Raw genomic sequence first — 23,134 nt, 5'->3', positions numbered from 1 at the left:
AACGTCAGCAACCTGCCGACGTTGTCCATGAAACAAGGGAACCACGATTCAGGGGCGGAACGCAATTGCTGAATTGGGTGAGGCAGGGCTGTTGCCAGCGTGAACACGATCAAATGATCGCTCCCGGCAGCGCCTGCAAGCAGGCACCGCAAAAGAGATATGGGAGCCGCAGAAACTGCAGCTCCCGTCCTCGATCTCTTAGTTCTCAGGCGCGACGTCGCCCTGCATGAAGTCCGGGAACCAGCCTTCATGGGCGGCGCGGAGATCCGCGACCGACACGGCCTTGGCATCGCCAAGCTTGACGGCGTCGCCGCCGGTCTTGCCGATGACGGGGAGCGAGACGCCGGCAGCCTTCGCACGGGCGGCAACCGCATCGAGCGCACCGGCGGCAACCGTCACGACGTAGCGACCCTGGTCTTCGCCGTAGAAGGTGGCGATCGGATCATGGCCGACAACGGCGTCGACCGAGGCGCCGATGCCCGAAGCCATCGCCATTTCGGCAACGGCAAGCGCCAGCCCGCCCGACGAGCAATCGTGCACGGCGGTGACAAGACCGTCGACAATCAGGCCGCGGACGAAGTCGCCAACCTTGCGCTCGTGCGCGAGGTCGACATGCGGTGCCGGGCCGTCGGTGCGGCCGTGGACGTCGCGCATGTAGACAGACTGGGCGATGTGCGAGCCGAGACCGGCAGGGGCGCCGGCGACGAGGATCGTTTCGCCTTCAGCGGCAAAGCGGATACGCGCCATCTTCGACCAGTCCTTGATCAAGCCAACGCCGCCGATCGTCGGGGTCGGCAGGATCGCCTGACCGTTGGTCTCGTTGTAGAGCGAGACGTTGCCGGACACGATCGGGAAGTCGAGCGCGGTGCAGGCCTCGCCGATGCCCTTGATGGCATGAACCAGCTGGCTCATGATTTCAGGACGTTCCGGGTTACCGAAGTTGAGGTTGTCGGTGGCTGCCAGCGGCAGCGATCCGGTTGCCGTCAGGTTGCGCCAGCACTCGGCGACCGCCTGCTTGCCGCCTTCGTAAGGATCGGCTTCGACATAGCGCGGCGTCACGTCCGACGAGAAAGCGAGCGCCTTGGAGGCGTGGCCTTCGACGCGCACGACGCCGGCGTCGCCGCCCGGCAGCTGCAGCGAGTTGCCCTGGATCAGCGTGTCATACTGTTCGTAGACCCAACGGCGCGACGAGTTGTTGGCCGAGCCGACGAGCTTGACGAGCGCGTCTGCGACATCGGCCTGCGGGATATCGTTGGATGCGAGCGGCGCAGCGGACTTTGCGGGGGTCCAGGGACGATCATATTCCGGGGCTTCGTCGCCCAGTTCCTTGATCGGCAGGTTCGCGACTTCTTCGCCCTGGTGCAGGATACGGAAGCGCAGGTCGTCGGTGGTCTTGCCGACGATCGCGAAATCGAGGCCCCACTTGACGAAGATCGCTTTGGCGACTTCTTCCTTTGCCGGTTCAAGAACCATGAGCATACGCTCCTGGCTCTCCGACAGCATCATTTCGTAAGCGGTCATGCGCTCTTCGCGCACCGGAACGGTGTCGAGGTCGAGCTCGATGCCGAGGTCGCCCTTGGCGCCCATTTCGACGGCAGAGCAGGTGAGGCCGGCTGCACCCATGTCCTGGATGGCGATGACGGCGCCCGTCGTCATCAGCTCGAGGCAGGCTTCGAGCAGGCACTTTTCGGTGAAGGGGTCGCCGACCTGAACGGTCGGGCGCTTCTCTTCGATCGACTCGTCGAACTCGGCGGACGCCATGGTCGCACCGCCGACGCCGTCACGGCCGGTCTTGGCACCGAGATAGACGACAGGAAGGCCCACGCCTTCGGCCTTGGAGTAGAAGATGGCGTCGCTCTTGGCGAGGCCGGCAGCAAAGGCGTTGACCAGAATGTTGCCGTTGTAGCGGGCGTCGAACTCGACTTCGCCGCCGACGGTCGGCACGCCGAAGGAGTTGCCATAGCCGCCGACACCGGCAACGACGCCGGAAACGAGGTGGCGGGTCTTCGGATGATCCGGCGAACCGAAACGCAGCGCGTTCATCGCCGCGACGGGGCGGGCGCCCATGGTGAAGACGTCGCGCAGGATGCCGCCAACGCCCGTCGCCGCCCCCTGGTAGGGCTCGATATAGGACGGGTGGTTGTGGCTCTCCATCTTGAAGACGACGCAGTCGCCATCGTCGATGTCGACAACGCCGGCGTTTTCACCCGGGCCCTGGATGACGCGCGGGCCCTTGGTCGGCAGCGTGCGCAGCCACTTCTTGGAGGACTTGTAGGAGCAGTGCTCGTTCCACATGGCCGAGAAGATGCCGAGCTCGGTAAAGGTCGGCTCGCGCCCGATCAGGCCGAGGATGCGCTCGTATTCGTCAGGCTTCAGCCCGTGCGATGCGATGAGGTCCGGGGTGATGGGGCGGGTGTTGGAAATCGTCATCGTCGACCGTCAAATCCTTCGGGCGGCGCGCAATCCACTAGCGAGGAATATGGCGCGTGCGAACCGCAACAGAAACAGGGGGCGCTTTGCGGCTTCTTTAACCTATGCTGCGACGCGGCGCGACAGAAAAATACGGGCGATCAACAGCGGTTGACGGCCGCATGGAGCGCTGTTGTCCCGCGCCTCAAGTCCGCAGTGATCGACGTCGCTCTGCGTCGTGCGGACCGGCGCGCCCGATCGCGGGGTCGAAGATCCACTATCGCCAATCATCTCACGTTTTAGTTGCAAATCTTACGGGTTTTCGCGCATTATTAAGGAATACGCTCCAAGGTTGCATATGCAAATCGCAATCACCGTTTCGTGCATGAGGCCCGAACTGACGTACTTCACCGAAGATGATAGAGCGGCGGAGGTATGAGGGAACGAGCATGACCTCCATCGCCGCTACAAACAACGCAGCCTTACTGATCCTTCAGCGGGCGCAGGCGCCGCTGCCTCAAGAAAGCGGGGGGCAGGCGGGAGCAATCGATGCCATTTCGGCGATCATCTATAAGGTTGCGGGCGGCGACAGCCCGGTGAGGACACAAGCCGCGTCTCAGATCACCAGCGGCCTCCTGGATCTGAAACAGGCCAATGACGATATCGTCTCGGATACGATGGACTTTCTACATTCGGGCGGTTTCCAGTCGAGCGATCCAAGCGTGGGTGACACTCTGAAGGCGTTGATCAACGAGGACGGGGATCGTTTTGCGGGACTGGTGAAGGCGGAAAAAGCAAGGCGCCCGGGCATAACGGATGAAAACGCGATCACGAATGCCCTTGTGGGATTAATCAGAGGAAACCGCCAGAAATTCACGGGTGATGAATTCGTCATCGGTTTCCGACATTCGAACGGCTCATCAAATATAATCAACATCGAGGATATCAACGGATACAGCACCCGTGGCGCCCTGTCTGCTCGTCATAGCAAAGCCCAGGACGAAGCGACTGCCACGCTGAAGGAGCTCCTCGAGATCGCCAAAGACCCGACAAAACCGCACAATTTTGACGGCAGCAGGTTGAGGAACACCGCGATAGCGATGTTTGCCGCCAGCGCGGAACTCAGCGCCTGGGGCGACAAATGGGCGGATGCCTTCGGCTTCCAAAGCGCATCGAACATCAAGGGCTTAAAGCGCTGAGCGTCGATATCAGTCGCGAACCACTGTACATCGAAAGGGTTTGCTGCCGCCAAAAATACGCGGGCGATCAATTTTAACTGATGCCGCATGGGATTCTGGACGAACTCGGCCTAGAACTTGTAGCCGAGCGCAAGGCCGGCGCGTGTCAGGCCGTTGTTGGGACCGTCGCAGAGATTGGCATGCGACGCATGCTCCACGGTCGCCGAGACGTTCCAGTGTTCGTCGAGGCGCACGCCGGCGGCGGCGTATTCGCGGAAGAGGAAGCGGCAGCCGAGTTGCGGACCGGAACCGTTGGGATCGTCGAGATCGCCGTCGTGAACCGTGCCGCCCGCGCCGAACTCCACGAAGAGCCGCTGCGTCATGTCGAAGGTCCAGCTCAAGCCAGCATAGGCCTGGTTGACGCCGTTCGACGCTGTGGCCACGGCTGCACCGGTATAGACACGCGGCCGCAACAGCTTCTCGCCGAAATCTGCCGCACCATCCGCATTGAACGGATCGAAGTAGAGCGTGAAAGACGGAAACACCCCGTCTTCCTGCTTGTCGCCGCTGGCGATCGAGGTCGTCACGCCAAAGCGCATTTCGTCGAAGACGCCGTCCTGAGCCAGCGCCTGCGCGGCGATGAAGGAGGTGGTCGTGACGAAAAGGAAGGGGGCGATCAGCCGGGACGAGACAGGGCGAAACGGTAGCGGCATGCGAAATCCTTAGGGGCGAATCATCTACGCGATACTGCTAAAATAGTATCTTGCGTAAGCTTGCGCGAAAGTCACCCCGCGGATTTCGATCGTCACTCGAAACTGTCGTAGCCGGCTCGGCCGCTGTCGAGCAGCCGCTTCAGCGTCTGGAAGCCAGCCCTGACTTCGGCGCGCTGCGGTGGCGAGGAGAAGCCGATGCGGATCCGATGGAAGACGCGATCGGTGCGGCCGGCCTTGAACTCGTCCTCGTCGTCGACGAGCACGCCTTCCTGCAGCGCCGCTTGCTTGAAGGTGCCGGACAGCCAGGGGTCCGGCAGCTTCATCCAGAGGAACGGAATGCAGGGATGCGAGGCGAACTCGATGCCCTCGAAGACTTCGCGCGCCATCGCCTCGCGGGCGCGAACCTCCTCGATGCCCTGGCTGCGCAAGGCCGCAGCCGAGCCGGAGAGCACCAGGCGCGCGCACAGTTCCGCCAGGATGAACGGCAGGCCGCCGCTGACCATCTTGTGGGCGATGCGGATGCGCTGGCCGAAATGCGGAGGGCAGGCGACCCAACCACCGCGAACACCTGCGGCAACGGACTTCGAAAGACCGCCGACGAGGAAGGTGCGTTCGGGCGCAAGCTCGGCGAGCAGCGGCGTCTGGTCGCCGGTCATGGCGCCATAGAGATCGTCCTCGACCAGCCACACGCCGTATTTGCGGGCGATATCGGCGATCGCCTGGCGGCGGGCGAGCGGCATGACGGCCACCGTCGGGTTCTGCGCGCTCGGCATCAGGAAGGCGAGCTTGGGATGCTGCTGCGCACAGACGCGCTCGAAGTCGTCGGGGATCATGCCGAAGGCGTCGGATTCGACCAGCGTCGTGCGGCGACCGATCAGGCCGGCGCTGCGGCTGACCTGCGAATAGGTGAGGGTCTCGAAGGCAATGCGATCGCCGGGGGCGGTCACCGCCGCGATCACCGCCACGACGGCCGCATGGGCGCCGAGCGTCGGCACGATGTTTTCAGGCTTGGGGCGAAACCCGCCGCGCGCCAGCCATTGGCACCCGGCTTCGAACCAATGATCCGGGAAGTTCCGCGCGTAGCTGGCGATATCGGCGTGATGCTCATGGCTGATCTCACCCAACACTTCGCTCAGCACCGTTCCCTGGCCGATGTCCGGCGCCGCTGTGCTGTCGAACCTGAGCTTGCCGACGGGCGCGACCAGGGGGCGGGTGCCGGCAAGCGACGTCGTCAGCGGATCCGATTGCTCCGGCGGCCGGCTTTCGGGATGGTCGAGCACATAGGTGCCGCGTCCGACCTCGCCACTCACCAGCCCGCGCTCGCGGACGATATTGTAAGCGCGCCCGATCGTGCCGATTGTCACCCCGATGTCGTAGGCGAGGTTGCGTTGCGGTGGCAATTTGGCGCCGACGGGCAGGGCGCCGTTGCCAATTGCCTGTTCGATCTGGTCGGCGATGCGCGCGTAGAGCGGGCCATGACCTTGCTGAATGTCCGGGAGCCAATTTGTCATAGTGACAATTCTTTAGATTACAGCGCGAAATATGTCAATTATCACCGATACAACGATAGCAATCGCTGCATTGGGGTTATCAATGAGTACAATCGATACAATTTGTTTGTCCCGCTCGGAGGCGAAGTCCGCAGGCTGCGCCGGCACATTGCTGGGTGGCGACTATTCGGACGAGCGCGAAAGCCTGCTCAAGCGTCTTTGGAGCCTCTATTGCACGCTGGCTGCAAAGCGGCGCGGCCGGCTGGCGCTCGGGGAATTGAGTGAGTGGCAGCTCAAGGATATCGGCGTTTGCAAGAAGGACGCGCGCCAGGAATCGTCTGTCCCGTTCTGGCGCTAGCCGATCGGATCGGAACGACTGTCCGAAATGCAAAAGGGCCGGCAACCTTGAGGTCAACCGGCCCTTGGATCAATTCGACACGTTCAGCTTGGGCTATTTGCAGCCCTGTCCGCCAGCAGCCCAGCGCTTGATGTCGGCGGCCATGCGCGTTCCCGTCGGTTCGCTCATCAGCGGCCCGAAGGCCTGCAGGCGGGCCGGATTGCCCTCGGCCTGAACGACGGCGAGGGGGCGTGCCTCCGGCGATTTGCGCGGGACAATCAGGATGCGCGGACGGCCGGAGAAGGAGTTGAGCTCGGGCGCAAGGCGATAGGACTTGAATTCGGCGTCACCCGACTTGAACCAGCAGCTGTTGGCACCGAGCGCCACGCGTTCCATGGTCGGCAGCGCCGCCGTGTTCGGGCTTGGTGCCGGCGGCTTCGGCGACTGGCACGAGGCCAGAAGCACAAGACCGAAGGCCGTGCAGGCAAGGCCGGTCAGGCGTGCAGGGGCAAATGAAGGCATCGACGGTCTCGCTCGCAAATGGGGATGGGTCGAATGCCTTCTACCAGCCGGATGGTTAAGCGGCGATTACTTCGAGGGCAGACGCAAACAGGCCGCGACCGTCGGAACCGCCGTGGGCGGCTTCAATCAGGTTTTCCGGATGCGGCATCATGCCGAGCACGTTACCTTCAGCGTTCATGACGCCGGCGATATCGTTCATCGAACCGTTCGGGTTGGTGCCTTCAGCATAACGGAACACCACCTGGCCATTGCCTTCGATCGTCTTCAACGTCTCGGCATCGGCGAAGTAGTTGCCGTCGTGGTGCGCGACCGGCGACCGGATGATCTGGCCCTTGGAGTAGGCGCGGGTGAAGTCGGTGTCGGCGTTGACAACTTCGAGCTTGATCTCTCGGCAGACGAATTTCAGCGAGGCATTGCGCATCAGCGCGCCGGGCAGGAGCCCCGCCTCGACGAGGATCTGGAAGCCGTTGCAGACGCCGAGAACCTTTACGCCCTTTTCCGCCTTGGCCTTGATCGCCTGCATGACCGGCATGCGCGCAGCGATCGCGCCGCAGCGCAGGTAATCGCCATAGGAGAAGCCGCCGGGAATGACGATCAGATCGACATCCGGAATATCGGTTTCGGTCTGCCAGACGGTGACAGGCGCCTTGCCGGAGATCTTGGTGAGGGCCGCGATCATGTCGCGGTCGCGGTTGAGGCCCGGAAGCTGGACGACGGCTGACTTCATATCTGTGTCTCCGATACGGCGAGATCAATCTTGATGCCGCACTCCGACGAGCCAGGCATCTGCTGCGACGATGGCAGCGGCGCTCCCCATGGGACCAGCGGCTGCTCCGGCATTTCGTAACGTCTGGTTCCGCGCCCGAAGACGCGGAACGCCCCCTTTTCCTGTAGGATCAGGCGAAGGAGATGCTGTAGTTCTCGATCACCGTGTTGGCGAGCAGCTTTTCGCACATGGCCTTGAGGTCTTCCTCGGCCTTGGCCTTGTCTGCGGATTCGATCTGCAGGTCGAAGACCTTGCCCTGGCGAACCTGGCCGATGCCATCGAAGCCGAGCGCACCGAGCGCGCCTTCGATTGCCTTGCCCTGCGGATCGAGAACGCCGTTCTTCAGCGTCACGGTTACACGTGCCTTGATCACTTTGATTTTCCCCGAAGTTACTTCACGAGAACCGGACCGGTGCCGCGCACGGGTTCGTTCTCATTCATGATGCCGAGACGGCGGGCGACTTCCTGGTAGGCCTCGACGAGGCCGCCGAGGTCGCGGCGGAAACGGTCCTTGTCGAGCTTCTCGCGGGTCTCGATGTCCCAGAGACGGCAGCTGTCCGGCGAGATCTCGTCAGCAAGCACGATACGCATCATGTCGCCTTCGAACAGGCGGCCGCACTCGATCTTGAAATCGACGAGCTGGATGCCGACGCCGAGGAACAGGCCCGTGAGGAAGTCGTTGATGCGGATGGCGAGCGCCATGACGTCGTCGAGTTCCTGCGGGCTTGCCCAGCCGAACGCGGTGATGTGCTCTTCGGAGACCATCGGGTCTTCGAGCGCATCGGCCTTGTAGTAGAATTCGATGATCGAACGGGGGAGGACTGTGCCTTCCTCGATGCCGAGACGCTTGGCCAGCGAGCCGGCGGCGACATTGCGCACGACGATCTCAAGCGGGATGATCTCGACTTCCTTGATCAACTGCTCGCGCATGTTGAGGCGGCGGATGAAGTGCGTGGGGATGCCGATCTTGTTGAGGTGCGTGAAGATATACTCGGAAATCCGGTTGTTCAGCACACCCTTGCCGTCGATGACGTCGTGCTTTTTCTTGTTGAAGGCGGTCGCGTCGTCCTTGAAGAACTGGATCAGCGTGCCCGGCTCGGGACCCTCATAGAGGATCTTGGCCTTGCCCTCGTAGATACGGCGGCGACGATTCATGGATTTGTCTCTGTGTTTACTGGCGCTCTTGGGGCGCGCACGTGGAGTATCTCTCGCGGTCCATAGCTGAAAAGAACCGATTTCACAATCGGCCTATGTTCCAGTCCCCTGATTTGCATGGGGCACTGCGTGTCCTCCTCGACGCACCGGATGCCGCGATGCTTTCCGGGATAGAACGCGACCGAGGAAACCCCTCAAAGGTAACACGAAAGTCATCGATCCGAAAAACTTCGCATTGCAGTTTGACCCGCGTTTTGATTTATGGCGATAAACTGATTTCAGACATGGAATTCTCAGGGAGATTGATTGATGACGTCGATGCAGGATCGCGAAAAGGCCTTCGAAGCAAAATTTGCGATGGACGAAGAGCTGAGGTTCAAGGCTGAAGCGCGTCGCAACAAGCTGCTCGGCCTGTGGGCCGCCGGCCTGCTCGGCAAGGCCGACGCCGACGCCTATGCCAGCGAAGTGGTGGCTGCCGACTTCGAAGAAGCCGGCCATGAAGATGTCGTTCGCAAGATCAAGGCGGATTTCGACGCGGCAGGCGTTGCCCAGAGCGAGGAGCAGATCCGCGTGCGTATGCTCGAACTGCTCGGCGAAGCCGTCCAGCAGCTGCAGAGCAAGTAAGCCGAAAGGCTGTTGCCAGATCCATTGAAGCGCCGCCCGTCCTTCCGGCCGGGCGGTTTTTATTTGTCCGGACCGCCGAACACAGGCTTCCACCCGCGGCGCAAGCGCTGCTCCAGCTCCAGCCGGTCCATCGGCCGCGCAAGCGCGTAGCCCTGCAGCACGTCGCAGCCGAGATCCCGCAGCATCGCCGCGTGCTCCCAGGTCTCCACACCTTCACCCACGACCGCGATGTTGAGCGAGTGGCCGATGTCGATGATCGCCCGCACCAGCTTTGCCTGCTTGGCACTTTCGGTCATCGGGCCGACGAGCGCCCTGTCGATCTTGAGCCGGGCCGGATTGAGGTTGAGCAGGCCGATGATCGAGGCATGGCCGGTGCCGAAATCGTCGATCTCGATTTCGATGCCGAGGTCGCCGAGCGCCGAAATGGTCTCGGCGATTTCGTCTTCCGGGTCATCGAGGAAGATCGACTCCAGAAGCTCGAAGGAAAGGATGCCCGGCAGGATCCGCATGTCGCGCAGATCGGCAATCAACCCGGGATCGCGCAGCCGCGGCGACGACATGTTGACCGAGATCTTGGGAACCCCGAGCCCTTCCTTCTGCCAGGACTGAAAGTCGCGATAGGCGAGCTCGACCACCTTCCGGTCGATCGCCGGCAGGACGTTGATCTCCTCGGCCACCTTCAGGAAATGGAAGGGGGCGAGAATGCCGCGCTCCGGATGGTTCCACCGCACCAGTGCCTCGACGCCGGATATCTCCAGCGAGCGTGCGTGGAACTGCGGCTGGTAGTAGACCGTGAACTGGCCTTCCTCGATCGCCTGGCGAATGTCGTCGCCGATGCGCTTGGCATTGAGGATCTGGGTTTGAATGAGCTCGGAAAACACCTCGACGCGATCTCGCCCGACGCTCTTTGCCCGATAGAGGGCGATGTCGGCATTCATCAGCAGTTGTTTGGCGTCGAAGTCCTCGCCGCCCCTGAAGGCGATGCCGATGCTTGCGCCCAGGCGGCAGAGCTGGCCGTCATAGGGGATAGGGCGGCGGAAGGCATGGACGATGCGCTCGGCAAGCTCGGTCAGTTGCGGCAGGTCGCGGTCGCGGCGGCAGAGGATGACGAACTCGTCACCGCCGATGCGGGCGATGAAGTCGTCGTGGCGGGCGTGCGCGCGCAGGATCGCGGCGGCATGTGTCAGCATGGCGTCGCCGGCCTGGTGCCCGAGCGTGTCGTTGATCTGCTTGAAGCGGTCGAGATCGATATGCAGGATCGCGTTGACGGCGACATTCTCCGTCAGCATCTGATCCAGGTAGCGACGGTTGGGCAGGTCGGTCAGGTAATCGTGCAGTGCATTGTACTCGATCCGGATCCGGGCCTGCTCGAGTTCACGGTTGCGCGCTTCGGCCGATGCCTTCGCCTGGCGCAACTCTTCCTGCAGCGCAATGTCTTCCGTGACGTCCCAGTTGGCGCCGATGAGCTTGCGTGTGCCGAGATGATCGACATAGGTCGCGGCATTGGAACGGATGTGGCGGACGGACCCGTCCGGGCGCACGATGCGGAAGGCGTTGGCGTAGGGCTTTCCTGAGGCGATGCCTTCATTGGTTCTGGCAATGACGGCGTCGCGGTCGTCAGGGTGCAGGCAGTTTTCCCAGGCCTCGGAGGTCGGTGCGCCATCGGCGGGGTCGAGCCCATAGATCTCGAACATGCGCTCGTCCCAGTCGTCGCGCAGCGCATCGAGATTGAAATCGAACACGCCGATCTTCGACACGCCGAGCGCCAGCCTCAGGCGGCGGGAAACTTCCTCTAGCCGCGCCTCGGCTTCCTTGCGGGCGGTGATGTCGGTATCCGTCCCGATGATGCGGCTCGGCCTGCCGTCCGGCCAGTAGGCAACGGAGGCGCCGCGGCTTTCGATCCAGATCCAGTGACCGTCGGCGTGGCGCTCTCGATACTCGAAAGTGTTGAAGATCGCTTCGCCGGAATCCTGCCGCTCGATCGCCGCGCGCACATGCGCATGGTCGTCGGGGTGAACGTTCTGGATCCAGTTTTCGAGCGTACCGTCGACCTGGGCGTCCTCGGGCAGGCCGCGAAGCCGCCTCCAGGTGGCCGAATAAAACAGGTCTCCGGTTTCGAAGTCGTGATCCCATACCCCCTCAAGCGCGCCGTCGAGGGCATATTTCCAGCGGGTCTCGTCGTTGCGCAACCCGGCGATCTCGTTGACGAAATCGTCGGCCGGCAACATCAGCAGCAGCGAGGCGGCTTCATCGCCAAACCGCACCGGCGAACAGGCAACGAGCATCGGCGCGGAGCGGCCGGGGCCGAGGAAATGGATCGTCTCGGCGACCGCCGACGTTGCGCGCGGCGGCACACGCGGCCGATCCTCGTCCGCAACGAAGTCGCTCAGAAAGGCGTGTCGCAACTGTGAAAGCGCGCGGCCGAACACGTCGCAGGCGCGGGCGTTGGCAGCCAGGATCCGTCCGTGCGCATCGACAATGACGGCGCCTGCCGGCAACCGTTCCAGGGTGGCCTGCGTCAGAGCATCCGGATGCGCCGGTGCGTTTTGCGCACCTTTGGTGAGACGTTCGTTTACGGCCACTTCCCATGTCCAGTATCTGCGGCCGGGCGACCAAACGGAAGGATCCGGTCAATGCGGGCGCAGATCAAGGTTCGACAGCGCTCGGCACCATCATGAGACGAGTCGCGTCGTGCCGGCGATGATGACCGCGGACAATGAACGTCGGATTAATATGGCCGCAACAGGTCGCCGCGGCGCGTCAGGGTTTGAGCCGGCTTAGGAACTGGGCAAACACCATCGTGCCCTCCGGCCACGGCCCATGGCCGGACTCGGTGTTGATGTGACCGGATTCTCCGGCATCGACGAGCAGCGAACCCCAGGCGTTGGCGATGTCGTCCGCATGCTCGTAGGAACCGAAGGGATCGTTGCGGCTGGCGACCATCAAGGACGGAAAGGGAAGCGGATCGCGCGGATAGGGGCCGAAGGTCATCAGATGCTTCGGACGGATCGCCGGATTCGCAACATCCGGCGGGGCCACCAGGAAAGCACCGGCAATCGGCTTCTTGAAATGGGGCAGGGCGTGGATGGCCGTCGCAACGCCCAGCGAATGGGCGACGATGACAACAGGCTTTTCCGACGCATTGACCTCGTCGACCATGCGCGCCACCCAATCGTCGCGGACAGGCTTTGCCCATTCCGCCTGCTCGACGCGGCGTGCGGTCGACATCTTGCGCTCCCAGCGCGTCTGCCAGTGCTCCGGTCCGGAGTTGGTGTAACCTGGAACGATGAGGATATGGGCGTCGGAAACTTTCATGGTGGCCGCGATGTGGCGCTGAAAGGCGCGGAAGTCAAGGCCTGCGGTCCAACCCGTTCGCCACGGCCTGGACGTCGCCGATGGGAGCCTGGCTGACGGCCCCGATGTTTCGCGTTCCAGGCGACTGCTTAACGTGGCGAGAGGCGGCAGGCGACAGCGGTCGCATTTTCTGTATAATCGAACGGACGGTCGCGGATGGTGCGGCTTGGTTCGCCGTATCTCTGTTCCGTGGCCGCTCTGGTTCGTTGAGGAGTGTGAGCCATGACAACATTCCATGTCCTGTCGGGAGCGGACGCGAGTGTCGCCCATCCCGGAATAAAAAAGATCGGCGTCGCGGATGTATTCGACGCCTTACGCTTGGGCTTTGACGATTTTCGCGAGAAACCATCGCACTACGTCTTTCTTTGCCTGATCTACCCGATAGCCGGTGTCGTTCTGATCACCTGGAGCGCCGGCGCCAACATGCTGCCGCTGCTATATCCTCTTGTTTCCGGCTTCGCGCTGATCGGCCCGGTCGCCGCTATCGGCCTTTACGAGATCAGCCGACGGCGAGAACTCGGCATGGACTACTCCTGGCCACACGCGCTTCGCCTGCACCGCTCTCCGGCGCTGCCGTCGATCATGGCCGTCGCCGCCATGCTGTTCGTTGTCTTCATCATCTGGCTGCTGGTCGCCCAGGCGCTCTATGTGCAGATCTTCGGGGCAGAACCACCGGATTCGATCGCGGCCTTCTGGAACGGTATCGTCGGCACTGACCAGGGCTGGAACCTGATCCTCGTCGGCAACGCCGTCGGCTTCGTCTTCGCCGTCATCGTTCTGTCGACATCCGTCGTGTCGTTCCCGTTGCTGATCGATCGTGACGTCGGCGCCGTGTCGGCGGTCGAGACGTCCATTCGCGCAACGCTCGTCAACCCGGTGCCCGTCGCCGTCTGGGGTTTCATCATCGCTGCCGGTCTGGTCATCGGCTCGATCCCGGTCTTCGTCGGCCTCTCCGTCATCATGCCGATCTTCGGACACGCCACCTGGCACCTCTATCGCAAGATGGTGGAACCCGGTCCCCGCGCGCGGTCGCACTGATCGCTGACAACCGAAGGCAGGATAACCGTTCAACAAAAAAAGCGCCGCATGTCGATCGACTTGCGGCGCCTTTGGCGTGCTTACCGAGATGCCCGGCCTAGCGAAAGTGCTTGTAATAGGATGAGATCTGCGCCGCCGTGTTGGACGACAGGTTGAGCTTGATGCCGATCTTGTCGCCGCGATACCAGCGGACCATGCCGGTCAGGAAGCCGAGCTCCTCGCTTCTGATCGTCACTTCCTGTCCCGTCTTGGCGCCGATGTCGAAGAGCAGCTGAAAGCAGATGCCCTCGGCTGAGAGGTCCTTGACGACGCCGCTGCTGGAGCCGGACTTGACGGTCACCGTACCTGTAATTTTCGTTTGCGTGCGCTGCGTCGCCCGCTCGACACTGTCCTTGTAGGCCATGTGATCCTCAGAACCTGGATTGACAGATCCTGAGCTTTGCACGCGATGCGTGAATTTCCTGCTAACGCAAATGCCCGCATTCGAGCTGTGTGCTCCAAATGCGGGCATGGCAACAAAACCAAGGGCCTACGGCCGACCGCTCAGCGCGGAACCTTAGCCGAAGACGCGCTTGAAGATCGTGTCGACGTGCTTGGTGTGGTAGCCGAGATCGAACTTCTCGCGGATGTCTTCTTCGGAAAGCGCCGCACGGACTTCAGCATCGGCCAGCAGTTCCTCGAGGAAGTCCTTGCCCTGTTCCCAGACCTTCATGGCGTTGCGCTGCACGAGGCGATAGGCATCCTCACGCGACACGCCGGCCTGCGTCAGCGCCAAAAGCACGCGCTGCGAATGCACGAGCCCTCGGAACTTGTTCATGTTGTTGATCATGTTCTCGGGGTAGACGAGCAGCTTGTCGATAACGCTGGTCAGACGAGCGAGCGCGAAGTCGAGCGTCACCGTCGCATCCGGGCCGATCATGCGCTCGACCGAGGAGTGTGAGATGTCGCGCTCATGCCAGAGCGCAACGTTTTCCATGGCGGGAATGGAGAAGGCGCGAACCATGCGGGCAAGGCCCGTGAGGTTTTCGGTCAGGACCGGGTTCCGCTTGTGCGGCATGGCCGACGAGCCCTTCTGGCCCGGCGAGAAGTACTCCTCCGCTTCGAGCACTTCGGTGCGCTGCAGATGACGGACTTCCGTCGCCAGGCGCTCGATCGACGAGGCGATGACGCCGAGAGTTGCGAAGTACATGGCGTGACGGTCGCGCGGGATGACCTGCGTCGAAACCGGTTCCGGCTTCAGGCCAAGTGCCTCGGCGACGTGTTCTTCAACGCGCGGGTCGATGTTGGCGAAGGTGCCGACGGCGCCCGAGATCGCGCAGGTGGCGACTTCTTCGCGCGCGGCGAGCAGCCGCTGCTTGCAACGGTCGAACTCGGCATAGGCGAGCGCCAGCTTGACGCCAAAGGTGGTCGGCTCGGCGTGGATGCCGTGCGAACGGCCGATCGTCACCGTGTCCTTGTGCTCGAAGGCGCGGCGCTTCAGGGCTTCGAGCAGCTTGTCGAGATCGGCGAGAAGCAGGTCGGTTGCGCGCACCAACTGGACGTTGAAGCAGGTGTCCAGCACGTCGGACGAGGTCATGCCCTGATGGATAAAGCGGCTGTCGGGGCCGACGAATTCGGCAAGATGCGTCAGGAACGCAATCACGTCATGCTTGGTGACGGCCTCGATCTCGTCGATGCGAGCGACGTCGAAAGTGGCAGCGCCGCCCTTTTCCCAGATCGTGCGCGCGGCATCCTTCGGGATCACGCCGATTTCGGCAAGCGCATCGCAGGCGTGGGCCTCGATCTCGAACCAGATGCGGAACTTGGTTTCCGGCGACCAGATGGCCACCATTTCCGGTCGGGAGTAACGGGGGATCATGGGCTTAAGCTTTCGTCGTCAGTGGAGGGATGGCCGTGCCTCTAGCAAAGATAGCCGCGAAGCTCAACGCCGTTGCTCATGGCGATCGCTTGCCAGCCACAGGCAGACGGCGAACAGTATAACACCGCCGACCGGCAAATAGAGGCGAAGGCCCATGACCAGAAACTGGTAGAAGGCGATCAGCGTCGTAAAGGCGAACTGGAAGAGCCAGGTCGTGGTTCCGATCGGGGCGTGCCACTGTGCATAGAACTCGCGGTAGTCGAGCGCGAAAAGCAGTGCCGTCATCCCGATCGTGCCGAGCGAGAGGAAGAAGAGATAGGCCGCGAAACGCGTTTCCACGCGCCGTCCGATCGCCGCGAAGCGGGCGAGAAACAGCGCCGGCGGCCAGGCGAGCATAGCGCCGGCCCCGAAGACCCAGAGCAGTTCGGCCAGATGGAAGGTCGCGTCCCGTTCCCGCAACCACAGCGCAAACCACGCCGACAGCGTCATCGACGCGCTCCACAAGGGGGCGCCGAAGAGCAACAGCGGAAGGCTCGGCACGGACCGGGCGAGGCGGGTCCGTTTCCGGGCACCGGCCGCCGCACGCCCCGCTTTCGCTTCGACGCTGGCGGCCGCCTCGTTCATTTGGCGATCCGCGTCGGGATCGCGATCCAGCGCCCGTCCGTCGTGCCTTCAAAGCCGAGCGACTTGACGAGCACCATGATCACATGGGTTTCCGAACCGTCGTCGTTGCGGTGGGTGATGGCGCCGCCGACCTGATAGCCGGTGGGGCAACGGCGGCTTTCCGGTATGCGGCTGTCATCCTGAAGCACGTCGCTTGCCGGCGCGCCCGCCTTCATCGTCATCGACAGACGGAAACCCTTGGTTTCCTTCAGGAAGTCCTTGCAGATGCCGTCCGGCTCGAAGGTCTTTTCCTCGAGCGTAACCGTATAGGTCTCGCGAAACGCTTGATCGGCTGCAAAGGCATCGTAGGTCAGCGAGAGCGGCTTGGCGTTGGCTTCCGTGATCGGGTTGAAGGCCGCGAGCAGCCCGGGCGCATCGGCCAGGCGGTAGGCATCGATCAAGGGAGCCGCCCGACGCCGGGCTTCGTGGCGCGCCCTCGACAGCGGGCTGCCGTCTTCGCGGCTGACAGCGCGCACCGGCGCACCCGGCAGGAAACTGTCATTGCGCGTGTCGATCACATAGATGGTCGAATAGGGAAAGCCGGAGCCGTCCTGGACGCCATATTCCTCGAAGGCAAAGACATTGCCGTCGGCCGAGAAGCCGATCGGCTGCAGTGCGGCATAGTCGCCAGCAAGGGCCGGCGATGCAGCGGCGGCCGCAGCCAGGCAACAAAGACCGGAAATTGCCGCGCGTGCTGTCATCGATAGGCCTTCTCAGCCGGCGCACGGATCGCTTCGATTGCTGAGCGATAGGCCTCGACCGAGCCGCCCTTGAAGATCGCCGAGCCGGCAACAAGAACATTGGCGCCAGCGCCGGTGGCAATGGCTGCCGTCTCAGGCGCAATGCCGCCATCGACTTCGATCTCGATCGGCCGATCGCCGATCATCGCCTTGATACGACGGATCTTTTCCGCGGTGGCGTCGATGAACTTCTGCCCGCCGAAGCCCGGATTGACGGTCATGACGAGGATCAGGTCAAGCTCATCGAGCACGTATTCGATGGCGCTTTCGGGCGTTGCCGGATTGAGCGACACGCCCGCCTTCTTGCCGAGCGAACGGACGGTCTGCAGCGAGCGATGCAGGTGCGGACCGGCTTCGGCGTGCACCGTCAGGATATCGCAGCCGGCCTTGGCGAAGGCTTCGAGGAAGGGATCGGCGGGCGAAATCATCAGGTGGCAGTCGAACGTCGCATCGGTGTAGCGGCGCAGCGACTTGATGACATCGGGGCCGAAGGTGATGTTCGGCACGAAATGACCGTCCATGACATCGAGATGGATCCAGTCCGCGCCGGCATCGACGACGTCGCGAACCTCCTGGCCGAGCTTGGAGAAATCGGCCGCCAGGATCGACGGGGCAATGCGGATAGGGTGGGTCATGGCGCACTCCAGCGTGTTTTCCGCGGGAATAGCACCGCCGAGCCCCGCAAACAACATGCCTGCGATCAAAGCTGCGTCAGCGACGCTGCGACCAGCAGGGCATGAGATCGTTTTCCGCCGGCGTCGCGTCGTGGACCCCGCGGGCGATCGCGCGCGCCATGGTCGAGGCGGCAACCGCGCCGAGATCGATGAAATCCTCGAGCGTCGGCGTCTTGCCGCTGGCGCCGGTCGCAAGCGCGAAGATCAGGTCGCCGTCGAGCGGCGTGTGCGCCGGCCAGAGCCCGCGGGCAAAGCCGTCATGGGCGGCAATCGCCAGGCGCTTGGCTTCGGCCTTCGTCAGCACCGCATCCGTCGCGATCACCGCGATCGTCGTGTTGGCGACGGCCGCCTGGCGGTCGCGGAACTTGATGCGGATGTCGGCCGCGTCGGCCGGCATCGGGTGGGGGAGGCCAAGCCCACCGAACTCGTCATCCAGCTCGAAGGGCGCGGACCAGAAATGCCCGGTGTCGCCGACGGTGGCGGATCCGAGCGCATTGACGGCGACAAGCGCGCCGATGGTGATGCCGTTCGGCAGGACGGTCGACGCCGAACCGAGCCCACCCTTCAGGCCCGCGGTCAGCGCACCGGTGCCGGCGCCTGCCGAACCGGTCGAAAATGTCGCGCCAGCCCGCCCGACGGCCTCGAAGCCGAGTTCGCGGTAGGGCGGAAAGCGGCCCCAATCCTTGTCGCCACCATTGATGAGGTCGAATAGGATCGCCGTCGGGACGATCGGGATCCGGTGCGGGCCGACAGCGAAGCCGCGGCCCATTTCCCTGAGTGCCGCCTGAGCACCGGACGCAGCGTCAAGCCCGAAGGCCGAACCGCCGGAAAGAACGAGCGCATCGACCGTCTGCACCGTGTTGTGCGGGTCGAGAAGGTCGGTTTCCCGGGTACCCGGCGCACCACCCAGAACCTGGACGGCGGCCGTTGCCGGCGGGTCGCAGACAACAGCGGTGACGCCCGATTTCAGGCGATGATCCTCGGCGTTGCCGACCGTCAGACCTTTGACATCGGTGATCAGGTTCAGCGGTCCGGGACGCATCATGGCGTGGCTCCTTCCGCGGCCGCAGGCACGAAATGGCCGCCTTGCCACTGCATCAAACGGTAGGGATTGTCGGCACGCTCGTGCGCAGCGTTGAAGGCGGTGAGGCCGAGAACGGTCGGGTAGGGCCCCTTGCCGGCGATCGCTTCGATCAACGACTTGTCGTCCTGTGCTGCTCTATCCTTGGCTTCCTCCAGCAACGCCATCACCGCGAAGGCCGGCATCACATAGCCTTCCGGCTCGATGCCAGCGGCGCGCATTTCGTCGGCAAAGGGCTTGCCTTCCGGCGATTGCGCCGCATCCGGCAGCGTTACTGCAAGCACGCCATCGGCAAGCGGAACCGTGAGATCGGCCGCGTTCAACGCGTCGCCGCCAAGCAAGGTGAGGTTTGCGCCTTCGCCAAGGGCATCACGGGCGATCACCGCGGTATCCTGCCGGTCGCCGCCGGTGAAGACGTGGGTTGCGCCGCTTTTCACCAGGCGTCGCACCAGGTTGATCTGCTGCTCCTGCGCCGGGCGGTAGGTGTCGCTGAAGACCGGTGTCATGCCGATTTCGGCAAGCGCTGCGCGCACCGCCTCGACCAGCTCCCGGCTGTGGATCGTACCGTCGTCGACGAGCGCGATGGGCTTGTCCTTCCAGCGGTTGACGATGGCATCGACGATGGCCACAGCCTCGGCATTGCCGCTCGGCGCGAGGCGGAAGAGCGGCCATTTGTTCTTGAGCGCGTCTTCCATCAGGATATCGGAGCGCACGCTGAGGGTGATTGCCGGCAAGCCCGCTTCTGTCAGGGCCGGAAGCGTCGCATCCAGGCTTTCGGTGCAGAGAAAGCCGACGGCGGCTTCGGCACCTGCCGCAAGCAATGCCTTGGTCAGCGCCTCGTTGCCGGCGGTATCGCAGGTCTCGGGAATGACGACGATCTCGCTGCCGCGATCCCCCGCCTTGAAGCCTGCGCCGTCGATAATCTGCTTGCCGAGCGGCGCGAACGGGCCTTCCACCGGCGCCACGACCGCCACCTTGATACCGGCCGCCCAAGCCGGCGTTGCCTGCACCAGTCCGGCAAGGATAAGGCTGGTGACAATGGATCGACGCATTCACTTACTCCGCCGCCGCAAGCTTTCCCGTCCGAACCGATCCGGGGCAAAATCTTACGGCGAGCCACCACAGCTTCCTCTTCCGTTGCCGCTCGCGTCTGACGCGAGGCACGGTCGTTGTCGCATGTTTTAAGGAAGTGCCCCGCGGCGTCAAAGGAAAAGATGTCGCTCCTGGTGAAGAAGGTTCAATCTGCGTCACGGCCACGTCGCACATGTGCAAGAATCTCCTTCCAGCGGGTTTCATATTTTCCGACAGCGTCTATGTATGTGCCTGACATCGCCCGGAGAAAGATGTGTTGGAGAAGACCCGGCTGGACCCTATCAGTTATCGCGACGCGATGAGCCGCCTGGCCGGTCACGTGCAGATCATTACCGCCGCTGACGGCAGCGAGCGGCGCGGCGTCACCGTGACTGCGGCCTGCTCGGTTTCCGATAGCCCGCCGACGGTTCTCGTCTGCCTGAACGGCGCCAATCCGCGCAACGAGATCTTCACCCGCAGCGACAGCTTTGCGCTCAACCTGCTCGGCGATGAGCACCGGGCGCTGGCCCATGGCTTCTCCGGCCGCGATCAGCTCGACATGGATCTGCGCTTCGCGCTCGGACAGTGGACGCGGCTTACGACCGGTGCGCCGATCCTCGTCAACGCCACCGCCGCTTTCGATTGCCGTCTGGTCGAGGTGAAGACGATCGCCACGCATCTGGTGCTCTTTGGCGAAGTCGTCGACGTCTCGATCGGCTCGTCCCGCCCGCCGCTCATTTATGTGGACCGCGGATACCACTCGCTATAAGTTTTTACTCAGCGATCGACTGCTCATCGCAACATGAGAAGATCGCTCTAAGTCGTTGAGCTCGCCGGTGGATTTTATCCCCTTCCAGCTTCCAGCGATCGATTCGGGCCGTGGTGGAGGAGACATGGCGACACAGGCGGCAACGGGCCTGCCACAGTCCATCGAAGAGACGATGGCACTGCTGGAGGCGCATGATTATCTCGCCGGCACGGCGCTGGCGACGGTGCTGTTTCTTGCGCTCAGGATGAAGCGCCCGCTTTTTCTCGAAGGCGAAGCCGGCGTCGGCAAGACCGAGATCGCCAAGGTACTGGCCAAGGCGCTCGACCGGCCACTGATCCGGCTGCAATGCTATGAAGGTCTCGACGTCGCCTCGGCCGTCTACGAATGGAACTATCCAGCGCAGATGCTCGAAATCCGCCTGTCGGAAGCATCCGGCAAGGTCGATCGCAAGCGGGTCGAAAGCGACATCTTCTCCGAACGTTTCCTGATCCGTCGCCCGGTCTTGCAGGCGATTTCGTCGAACGGAGGACGTGCGCCCGTTTTCCTGATCGACGAGCTCGACCGGACAGATGAAGCCTTCGAGGCGTTCCTGCTGGAAGTTTTGTCCGATTTCCAGGTGACAATTCCGGAACTTGGTACGATCCGGGCGGACGAACCGCCTGTCGTCATCATCACCACCAATCGCACCCGCGAGATCCATGACGCGCTGAAGCGCCGCTGCCTCTATCATTGGGTCGATTATCCCAAGGCGGCGCAGGAATTGGAGATCATTCGCCGCAAGGTTCCCGGCTGCAACGCTACCCTGTCACGAGAAGTCATCGCCTATGTGCAGCGGCTGCGCACGATCGACCTCTTCAAGAACCCGGGCGTTGCCGAAACCATCGACTGGGCAACGGCGCTGACGGAACTTGACCGGCTGGCACTCGATCCGGAGACGATTGCCGACACGCTCGGAACGCTGCTGAAATACCAGGACGACATCGCCAGGATAGAGGGGGCAGAGGGGCGAAAGCTGCTCTCCGAGGTCAAGGCGGAATTGCTGGCGGCAAACTGATGACGGAGGCGCGGGAGCAGCACAGGAACGATGTTCCCCCACCAATCGCGGTAGGCGACGGACGGCTTGCCGACAACATCGTCTTCTTCGCGCGCGCGCTCCGCCGCGCCGGCATCAAGATCGGGCCAGGCGCCATCGCCGACGCCATCGATGCGGTGGCGTTGATCGGGATCGGCGGACGGGACGCGTTCTACGCCGCATTGCAATGCGTCTTCGTCAAGCGTCACGAAGACCAGCCGGTCTTCGACGAGGCGTTTCGCCTGTTCTGGCGGTCGCGCGGTCTCGTCGAAAAGATGATCGCGATGATGTCGCCGCTGGCGCCGGAACGCGAGAGCGAGCGGCAGCAGCGCCGGGCAGGCGAAACCCGCGTCAGCGACGCGCTGCTTTCCGGGCACGAGGCCGATCGACCGCCACGCGACGAGCCGGAGATCGAGGTCGATGCCCGTTTCACGGTTTCCGGTCGCGAGCTTCTGCGTCGGGCCGATTTCGCGCAGATGAACGCTGCCGAACTTGCCGAGGCCAAACGCGCGCTCTCGGCCCTGACGCTGCCGATGGACCGCGTCGTCACGCGGCGCTTCCGCGCCTCGAAGCGGCAGATCCGCATCGACCCGCGCGCGACCATGCGCGATGCCATGCGCTTCGGCGGCGAACTGATCCTTCCGCGGTTTCGGGAGCGGCGCGTCGTCCACCCGCCGCTCGTCGTGCTCGCCGACATCTCCGGCTCGATGAGCCAGTACACTCGCATCTTTCTGCACTTTCTGCATGCGCTGACCGAGGAGCGGCGGCGTGTGCACACCTTCCTCTTCGGAACCCGGCTGACCAATGTCTCGCGCCAATTGCGCAATCGCGATCCGGACACTGCGATCGACGATTGCGTCACTGCGGTCAAGGACTGGTCCGGCGGCACGCGCATCGGCGAGACCTTGCATGAGTTCAACCGACGCTGGTCGCGGCGCGTGCTCGGGCAGGGCGCGATCGTGCTTCTGATCACCGACGGTCTGGAGCGCGACGACGTGGCCGATCTCGAAATCGAGATCGATCGCCTGCACCGATCCTGCCGGCGGCTGATCTGGCTCAACCCGCTGCTGCGCTTCGACGGCTTCGAAGCGCGGGCGCGCGGTGTGCGCGCGATGCTGCCGCATGTTGACGAATTCCGGGCCGTGCACAATCTTGAATCGATTGGCGAACTGGTGAAGGCGCTTTCCGGGCAGGGCTCCCGCCAGGCGGATCCGCGGCGGTTCATCGAACCAAGATGACTGGGCCAAGATGACCGGATGAACGGTATTGATTGGAGGTGGCAAGCATGGGGCAGGCAGTCAATGTTCTCGATCCGCTCGACATCGCCGAGGCCTGGCTGAAGGAGGGACGCCGGGTGGCGATCGCAACGGTGATCGAGACCTGGGGCTCGGCACCACGGCCGGTCGGCAGCCATCTGGTGATCGATGGAGACGGCAATTTTCAGGGCTCGGTTTCGGGTGGGTGCGTCGAGGGCGCCGTCATCACCGAGGCAACCGACGTGATCGTCTCGGGTACTGCGAAAATACTCGAATTCGGCGTCGCGGATGAGACCGCCTGGCGCGTCGGGCTTTCCTGCGGCGGCAGGATCCGGATCCTCGTGGAGCGGGTAAACGGCTGACA

Annotated in this window: 23 protein-coding genes and 1 pseudogene; 8 read left to right on the top strand and 16 right to left on the bottom strand. The window is 63.2% G+C overall.

Annotation, left to right across the window (positions count from 1 at the left end; genetic code table 11):
• Positions 1 to 198 precede the first annotated feature (198 nt).
• On the bottom strand, positions 199 to 2,430 hold the full coding sequence (gene purL, locus ACIQUG_RS03845) for a phosphoribosylformylglycinamidine synthase subunit PurL (RefSeq protein ID WP_402317565.1): 2,232 nt from the start codon (positions 2,428 to 2,430) through the stop codon (positions 199 to 201).
• A gap of 428 nt (positions 2,431 to 2,858) precedes the next feature.
• On the opposite strand from purL, the gene ACIQUG_RS03840 reads away from it, so the two are divergent.
• Positions 2,859 to 3,608, top strand: coding sequence for a hypothetical protein (locus tag ACIQUG_RS03840; protein ID WP_402317562.1), 750 nt, complete (start codon positions 2,859 to 2,861; stop codon positions 3,606 to 3,608).
• Positions 3,609 to 3,718: 110 nt separating this feature from the next.
• On the opposite strand, the gene ACIQUG_RS03835 is transcribed toward ACIQUG_RS03840, so the two are convergent.
• The gene (locus ACIQUG_RS03835; protein WP_402317559.1) at positions 3,719 to 4,300 is read right to left on the bottom strand and encodes an acyloxyacyl hydrolase; all 582 of its coding nucleotides are present in this window, start codon (positions 4,298 to 4,300) and stop codon (positions 3,719 to 3,721) included.
• Positions 4,301 to 4,392: 92 nt separating this feature from the next.
• Positions 4,393 to 5,811: a PLP-dependent aminotransferase family protein gene (locus tag ACIQUG_RS03830; protein ID WP_205238735.1), complete on the bottom strand. Its 1,419-nt coding sequence runs from the start codon at positions 5,809 to 5,811 to the stop codon at positions 4,393 to 4,395.
• Positions 5,812 to 5,893: 82 nt separating this feature from the next.
• Here ACIQUG_RS03830 and ACIQUG_RS03825 point away from each other — a divergent pair, with 82 nt between their 5' ends.
• The gene (locus tag ACIQUG_RS03825; protein WP_402317556.1) at positions 5,894 to 6,148 is read left to right on the top strand and encodes a DUF1127 domain-containing protein; all 255 of its coding nucleotides are present in this window, start codon (positions 5,894 to 5,896) and stop codon (positions 6,146 to 6,148) included.
• Positions 6,149 to 6,241: 93 nt separating this feature from the next.
• Here the strand turns inward: ACIQUG_RS03825 and ACIQUG_RS03820 are convergent, their stop codons facing one another.
• From ACIQUG_RS03820 to purC, 4 genes are all read right to left on the bottom strand, one after another.
• Complete coding sequence (locus ACIQUG_RS03820) at positions 6,242 to 6,649, bottom strand: hypothetical protein (protein ID WP_043614513.1); 408 nt, start codon at positions 6,647 to 6,649, stop codon at positions 6,242 to 6,244.
• 55 nt (positions 6,650 to 6,704) lie between these two features.
• Positions 6,705 to 7,376, bottom strand: coding sequence for a phosphoribosylformylglycinamidine synthase subunit PurQ (purQ, locus tag ACIQUG_RS03815; RefSeq protein ID WP_043614510.1), 672 nt, complete (start codon positions 7,374 to 7,376; stop codon positions 6,705 to 6,707).
• Positions 7,377 to 7,545: 169 nt separating this feature from the next.
• Positions 7,546 to 7,788, bottom strand: a complete 243-nt coding sequence (purS, locus tag ACIQUG_RS03810; RefSeq protein WP_034794427.1) for a phosphoribosylformylglycinamidine synthase subunit PurS — start codon at positions 7,786 to 7,788, stop codon at positions 7,546 to 7,548.
• Between the two features lie 17 nt (positions 7,789 to 7,805).
• Entirely contained in the window at positions 7,806 to 8,570 is a 765-nt protein-coding gene (gene purC, locus ACIQUG_RS03805) for a phosphoribosylaminoimidazolesuccinocarboxamide synthase (RefSeq protein ID WP_043614507.1), read from the bottom strand.
• Between the two features lie 309 nt (positions 8,571 to 8,879).
• Between purC and ACIQUG_RS03800 the strand changes: the two genes are divergently transcribed.
• A complete protein-coding gene (locus ACIQUG_RS03800) occupies positions 8,880 to 9,194 on the top strand; it encodes an ATPase inhibitor subunit zeta (protein ID WP_043614504.1) in 315 nt (104 codons plus the stop codon).
• A gap of 59 nt (positions 9,195 to 9,253) precedes the next feature.
• Here ACIQUG_RS03800 and ACIQUG_RS03795 read toward each other — a convergent pair whose 3' ends face one another.
• The gene (locus ACIQUG_RS03795; protein WP_402317549.1) at positions 9,254 to 11,776 is read right to left on the bottom strand and encodes an EAL domain-containing protein; all 2,523 of its coding nucleotides are present in this window, start codon (positions 11,774 to 11,776) and stop codon (positions 9,254 to 9,256) included.
• Positions 11,777 to 11,954: 178 nt separating this feature from the next.
• The gene (locus ACIQUG_RS03790) at positions 11,955 to 12,509 is read right to left on the bottom strand and encodes an alpha/beta hydrolase (protein WP_043614501.1); all 555 of its coding nucleotides are present in this window, start codon (positions 12,507 to 12,509) and stop codon (positions 11,955 to 11,957) included.
• Between the two features lie 261 nt (positions 12,510 to 12,770).
• Between ACIQUG_RS03790 and ACIQUG_RS03785 the strand changes: the two genes are divergently transcribed.
• The gene (locus ACIQUG_RS03785; protein ID WP_402317546.1) at positions 12,771 to 13,586 is read left to right on the top strand and encodes a DUF2189 domain-containing protein; all 816 of its coding nucleotides are present in this window, start codon (positions 12,771 to 12,773) and stop codon (positions 13,584 to 13,586) included.
• Between the two features lie 97 nt (positions 13,587 to 13,683).
• Here the strand turns inward: ACIQUG_RS03785 and ACIQUG_RS03780 are convergent, their stop codons facing one another.
• The 7 genes from ACIQUG_RS03780 to ACIQUG_RS03750 all read right to left on the bottom strand — a co-directional run bounded on the left by ACIQUG_RS03780 (position 13,684) and on the right by ACIQUG_RS03750 (position 19,654).
• Positions 13,684 to 13,989, bottom strand: a complete 306-nt coding sequence (locus ACIQUG_RS03780) for a PilZ domain-containing protein (RefSeq protein WP_402317543.1) — start codon at positions 13,987 to 13,989, stop codon at positions 13,684 to 13,686.
• A gap of 153 nt (positions 13,990 to 14,142) precedes the next feature.
• A complete protein-coding gene (gene purB, locus ACIQUG_RS03775; protein ID WP_060585098.1) occupies positions 14,143 to 15,444 on the bottom strand; it encodes an adenylosuccinate lyase in 1,302 nt (433 codons plus the stop codon).
• Positions 15,445 to 15,507: 63 nt separating this feature from the next.
• Positions 15,508 to 16,068 (bottom strand): hypothetical protein, encoded by a 561-nt coding sequence (locus ACIQUG_RS03770; protein ID WP_402317539.1) that lies wholly within the window; start codon positions 16,066 to 16,068, stop codon positions 15,508 to 15,510.
• On the bottom strand, positions 16,065 to 16,808 hold the full coding sequence (locus ACIQUG_RS03765; RefSeq protein ID WP_402317536.1) for a DUF2259 domain-containing protein: 744 nt from the start codon (positions 16,806 to 16,808) through the stop codon (positions 16,065 to 16,067). The genes ACIQUG_RS03770 and ACIQUG_RS03765 overlap by 4 nt, the downstream gene beginning before the upstream one ends.
• On the bottom strand, positions 16,805 to 17,482 hold the full coding sequence (gene rpe, locus ACIQUG_RS03760; protein WP_043614490.1) for a ribulose-phosphate 3-epimerase: 678 nt from the start codon (positions 17,480 to 17,482) through the stop codon (positions 16,805 to 16,807). The genes ACIQUG_RS03765 and rpe overlap by 4 nt, the downstream gene beginning before the upstream one ends.
• Before the next feature lie 76 nt (positions 17,483 to 17,558).
• The gene (locus tag ACIQUG_RS03755; protein WP_402317532.1) at positions 17,559 to 18,566 is read right to left on the bottom strand and encodes a P1 family peptidase; all 1,008 of its coding nucleotides are present in this window, start codon (positions 18,564 to 18,566) and stop codon (positions 17,559 to 17,561) included.
• Positions 18,563 to 19,654 (bottom strand): branched-chain amino acid ABC transporter substrate-binding protein, encoded by a 1,092-nt coding sequence (locus tag ACIQUG_RS03750; protein ID WP_192446206.1) that lies wholly within the window; start codon positions 19,652 to 19,654, stop codon positions 18,563 to 18,565. Before ACIQUG_RS03750 ends, ACIQUG_RS03755 begins: the two co-directional genes overlap by 4 nt.
• Before the next feature lie 261 nt (positions 19,655 to 19,915).
• Between ACIQUG_RS03750 and ACIQUG_RS03745 the strand changes: the two are divergent.
• The 4 genes and pseudogenes from ACIQUG_RS03745 to ACIQUG_RS03730 all read left to right on the top strand — a co-directional run bounded on the left by ACIQUG_RS03745 (position 19,916) and on the right by ACIQUG_RS03730 (position 23,132).
• Positions 19,916 to 20,442 (top strand): annotated as a pseudogene (locus ACIQUG_RS03745) (flavin reductase family protein).
• 124 nt (positions 20,443 to 20,566) lie between these two features.
• On the top strand, positions 20,567 to 21,496 hold the full coding sequence (locus ACIQUG_RS03740) for a MoxR family ATPase (protein WP_043614478.1): 930 nt from the start codon (positions 20,567 to 20,569) through the stop codon (positions 21,494 to 21,496).
• Positions 21,496 to 22,752: a VWA domain-containing protein gene (locus ACIQUG_RS03735; protein ID WP_402317527.1), complete on the top strand. Its 1,257-nt coding sequence runs from the start codon at positions 21,496 to 21,498 to the stop codon at positions 22,750 to 22,752. The genes ACIQUG_RS03740 and ACIQUG_RS03735 overlap by 1 nt, the downstream gene beginning before the upstream one ends.
• Positions 22,753 to 22,799: 47 nt before the next feature.
• Positions 22,800 to 23,132 (top strand): XdhC family protein, encoded by a 333-nt coding sequence (locus ACIQUG_RS03730; RefSeq protein ID WP_402317525.1) that lies wholly within the window; start codon positions 22,800 to 22,802, stop codon positions 23,130 to 23,132.
• Positions 23,133 to 23,134: the final 2 nt, after the last annotated feature.

Origin of the sequence: Ensifer sp. NPDC090286 (assembly GCF_044769565.1) — a bacterium.
Lineage (GTDB): Bacteria > Pseudomonadota > Alphaproteobacteria > Rhizobiales > Rhizobiaceae > Ensifer.
The sequence above is the reverse complement of the archived record's forward strand: the minus strand, read 5'-3'. Positions and strand labels throughout refer to the sequence as shown.

Coding starts and splice junctions, on each gene's coding strand:
- ACIQUG_RS03800 (WP_043614504.1), top strand. CDS start 8,880: ATGACGTCGATGCAGGATCGCGAAAAGGCCTTCGAAGCAAAATTTGCG.
- purL (WP_402317565.1), bottom strand. CDS start 2,430: ATGACGATTTCCAACACCCGCCCCATCACCCCGGACCTCATCGCATCG.
- ACIQUG_RS03740 (WP_043614478.1), top strand. CDS start 20,567: ATGGCGACACAGGCGGCAACGGGCCTGCCACAGTCCATCGAAGAGACG.
- ACIQUG_RS03755 (WP_402317532.1), bottom strand. CDS start 18,566: ATGATGCGTCCCGGACCGCTGAACCTGATCACCGATGTCAAAGGTCTG.
- ACIQUG_RS03820 (WP_043614513.1), bottom strand. CDS start 6,649: ATGCCTTCATTTGCCCCTGCACGCCTGACCGGCCTTGCCTGCACGGCC.
- rpe (WP_043614490.1), bottom strand. CDS start 17,482: ATGACCCACCCTATCCGCATTGCCCCGTCGATCCTGGCGGCCGATTTC.
- purQ (WP_043614510.1), bottom strand. CDS start 7,376: ATGAAGTCAGCCGTCGTCCAGCTTCCGGGCCTCAACCGCGACCGCGAC.
- ACIQUG_RS03830 (WP_205238735.1), bottom strand. CDS start 5,811: ATGACAAATTGGCTCCCGGACATTCAGCAAGGTCATGGCCCGCTCTAC.
- purB (WP_060585098.1), bottom strand. CDS start 15,444: ATGATCCCCCGTTACTCCCGACCGGAAATGGTGGCCATCTGGTCGCCG.
- purC (WP_043614507.1), bottom strand. CDS start 8,570: ATGAATCGTCGCCGCCGTATCTACGAGGGCAAGGCCAAGATCCTCTAT.
- ACIQUG_RS03770 (WP_402317539.1), bottom strand. CDS start 16,068: ATGAACGAGGCGGCCGCCAGCGTCGAAGCGAAAGCGGGGCGTGCGGCG.
- ACIQUG_RS03765 (WP_402317536.1), bottom strand. CDS start 16,808: ATGACAGCACGCGCGGCAATTTCCGGTCTTTGTTGCCTGGCTGCGGCC.
- ACIQUG_RS03750 (WP_192446206.1), bottom strand. CDS start 19,654: ATGCGTCGATCCATTGTCACCAGCCTTATCCTTGCCGGACTGGTGCAG.
- ACIQUG_RS03790 (WP_043614501.1), bottom strand. CDS start 12,509: ATGAAAGTTTCCGACGCCCATATCCTCATCGTTCCAGGTTACACCAAC.
- ACIQUG_RS03825 (WP_402317556.1), top strand. CDS start 5,894: ATGAGTACAATCGATACAATTTGTTTGTCCCGCTCGGAGGCGAAGTCC.
- ACIQUG_RS03730 (WP_402317525.1), top strand. CDS start 22,800: ATGGGGCAGGCAGTCAATGTTCTCGATCCGCTCGACATCGCCGAGGCC.
- ACIQUG_RS03735 (WP_402317527.1), top strand. CDS start 21,496: ATGACGGAGGCGCGGGAGCAGCACAGGAACGATGTTCCCCCACCAATC.
- ACIQUG_RS03785 (WP_402317546.1), top strand. CDS start 12,771: ATGACAACATTCCATGTCCTGTCGGGAGCGGACGCGAGTGTCGCCCAT.
- ACIQUG_RS03840 (WP_402317562.1), top strand. CDS start 2,859: ATGACCTCCATCGCCGCTACAAACAACGCAGCCTTACTGATCCTTCAG.
- ACIQUG_RS03780 (WP_402317543.1), bottom strand. CDS start 13,989: ATGGCCTACAAGGACAGTGTCGAGCGGGCGACGCAGCGCACGCAAACG.
- ACIQUG_RS03835 (WP_402317559.1), bottom strand. CDS start 4,300: ATGCCGCTACCGTTTCGCCCTGTCTCGTCCCGGCTGATCGCCCCCTTC.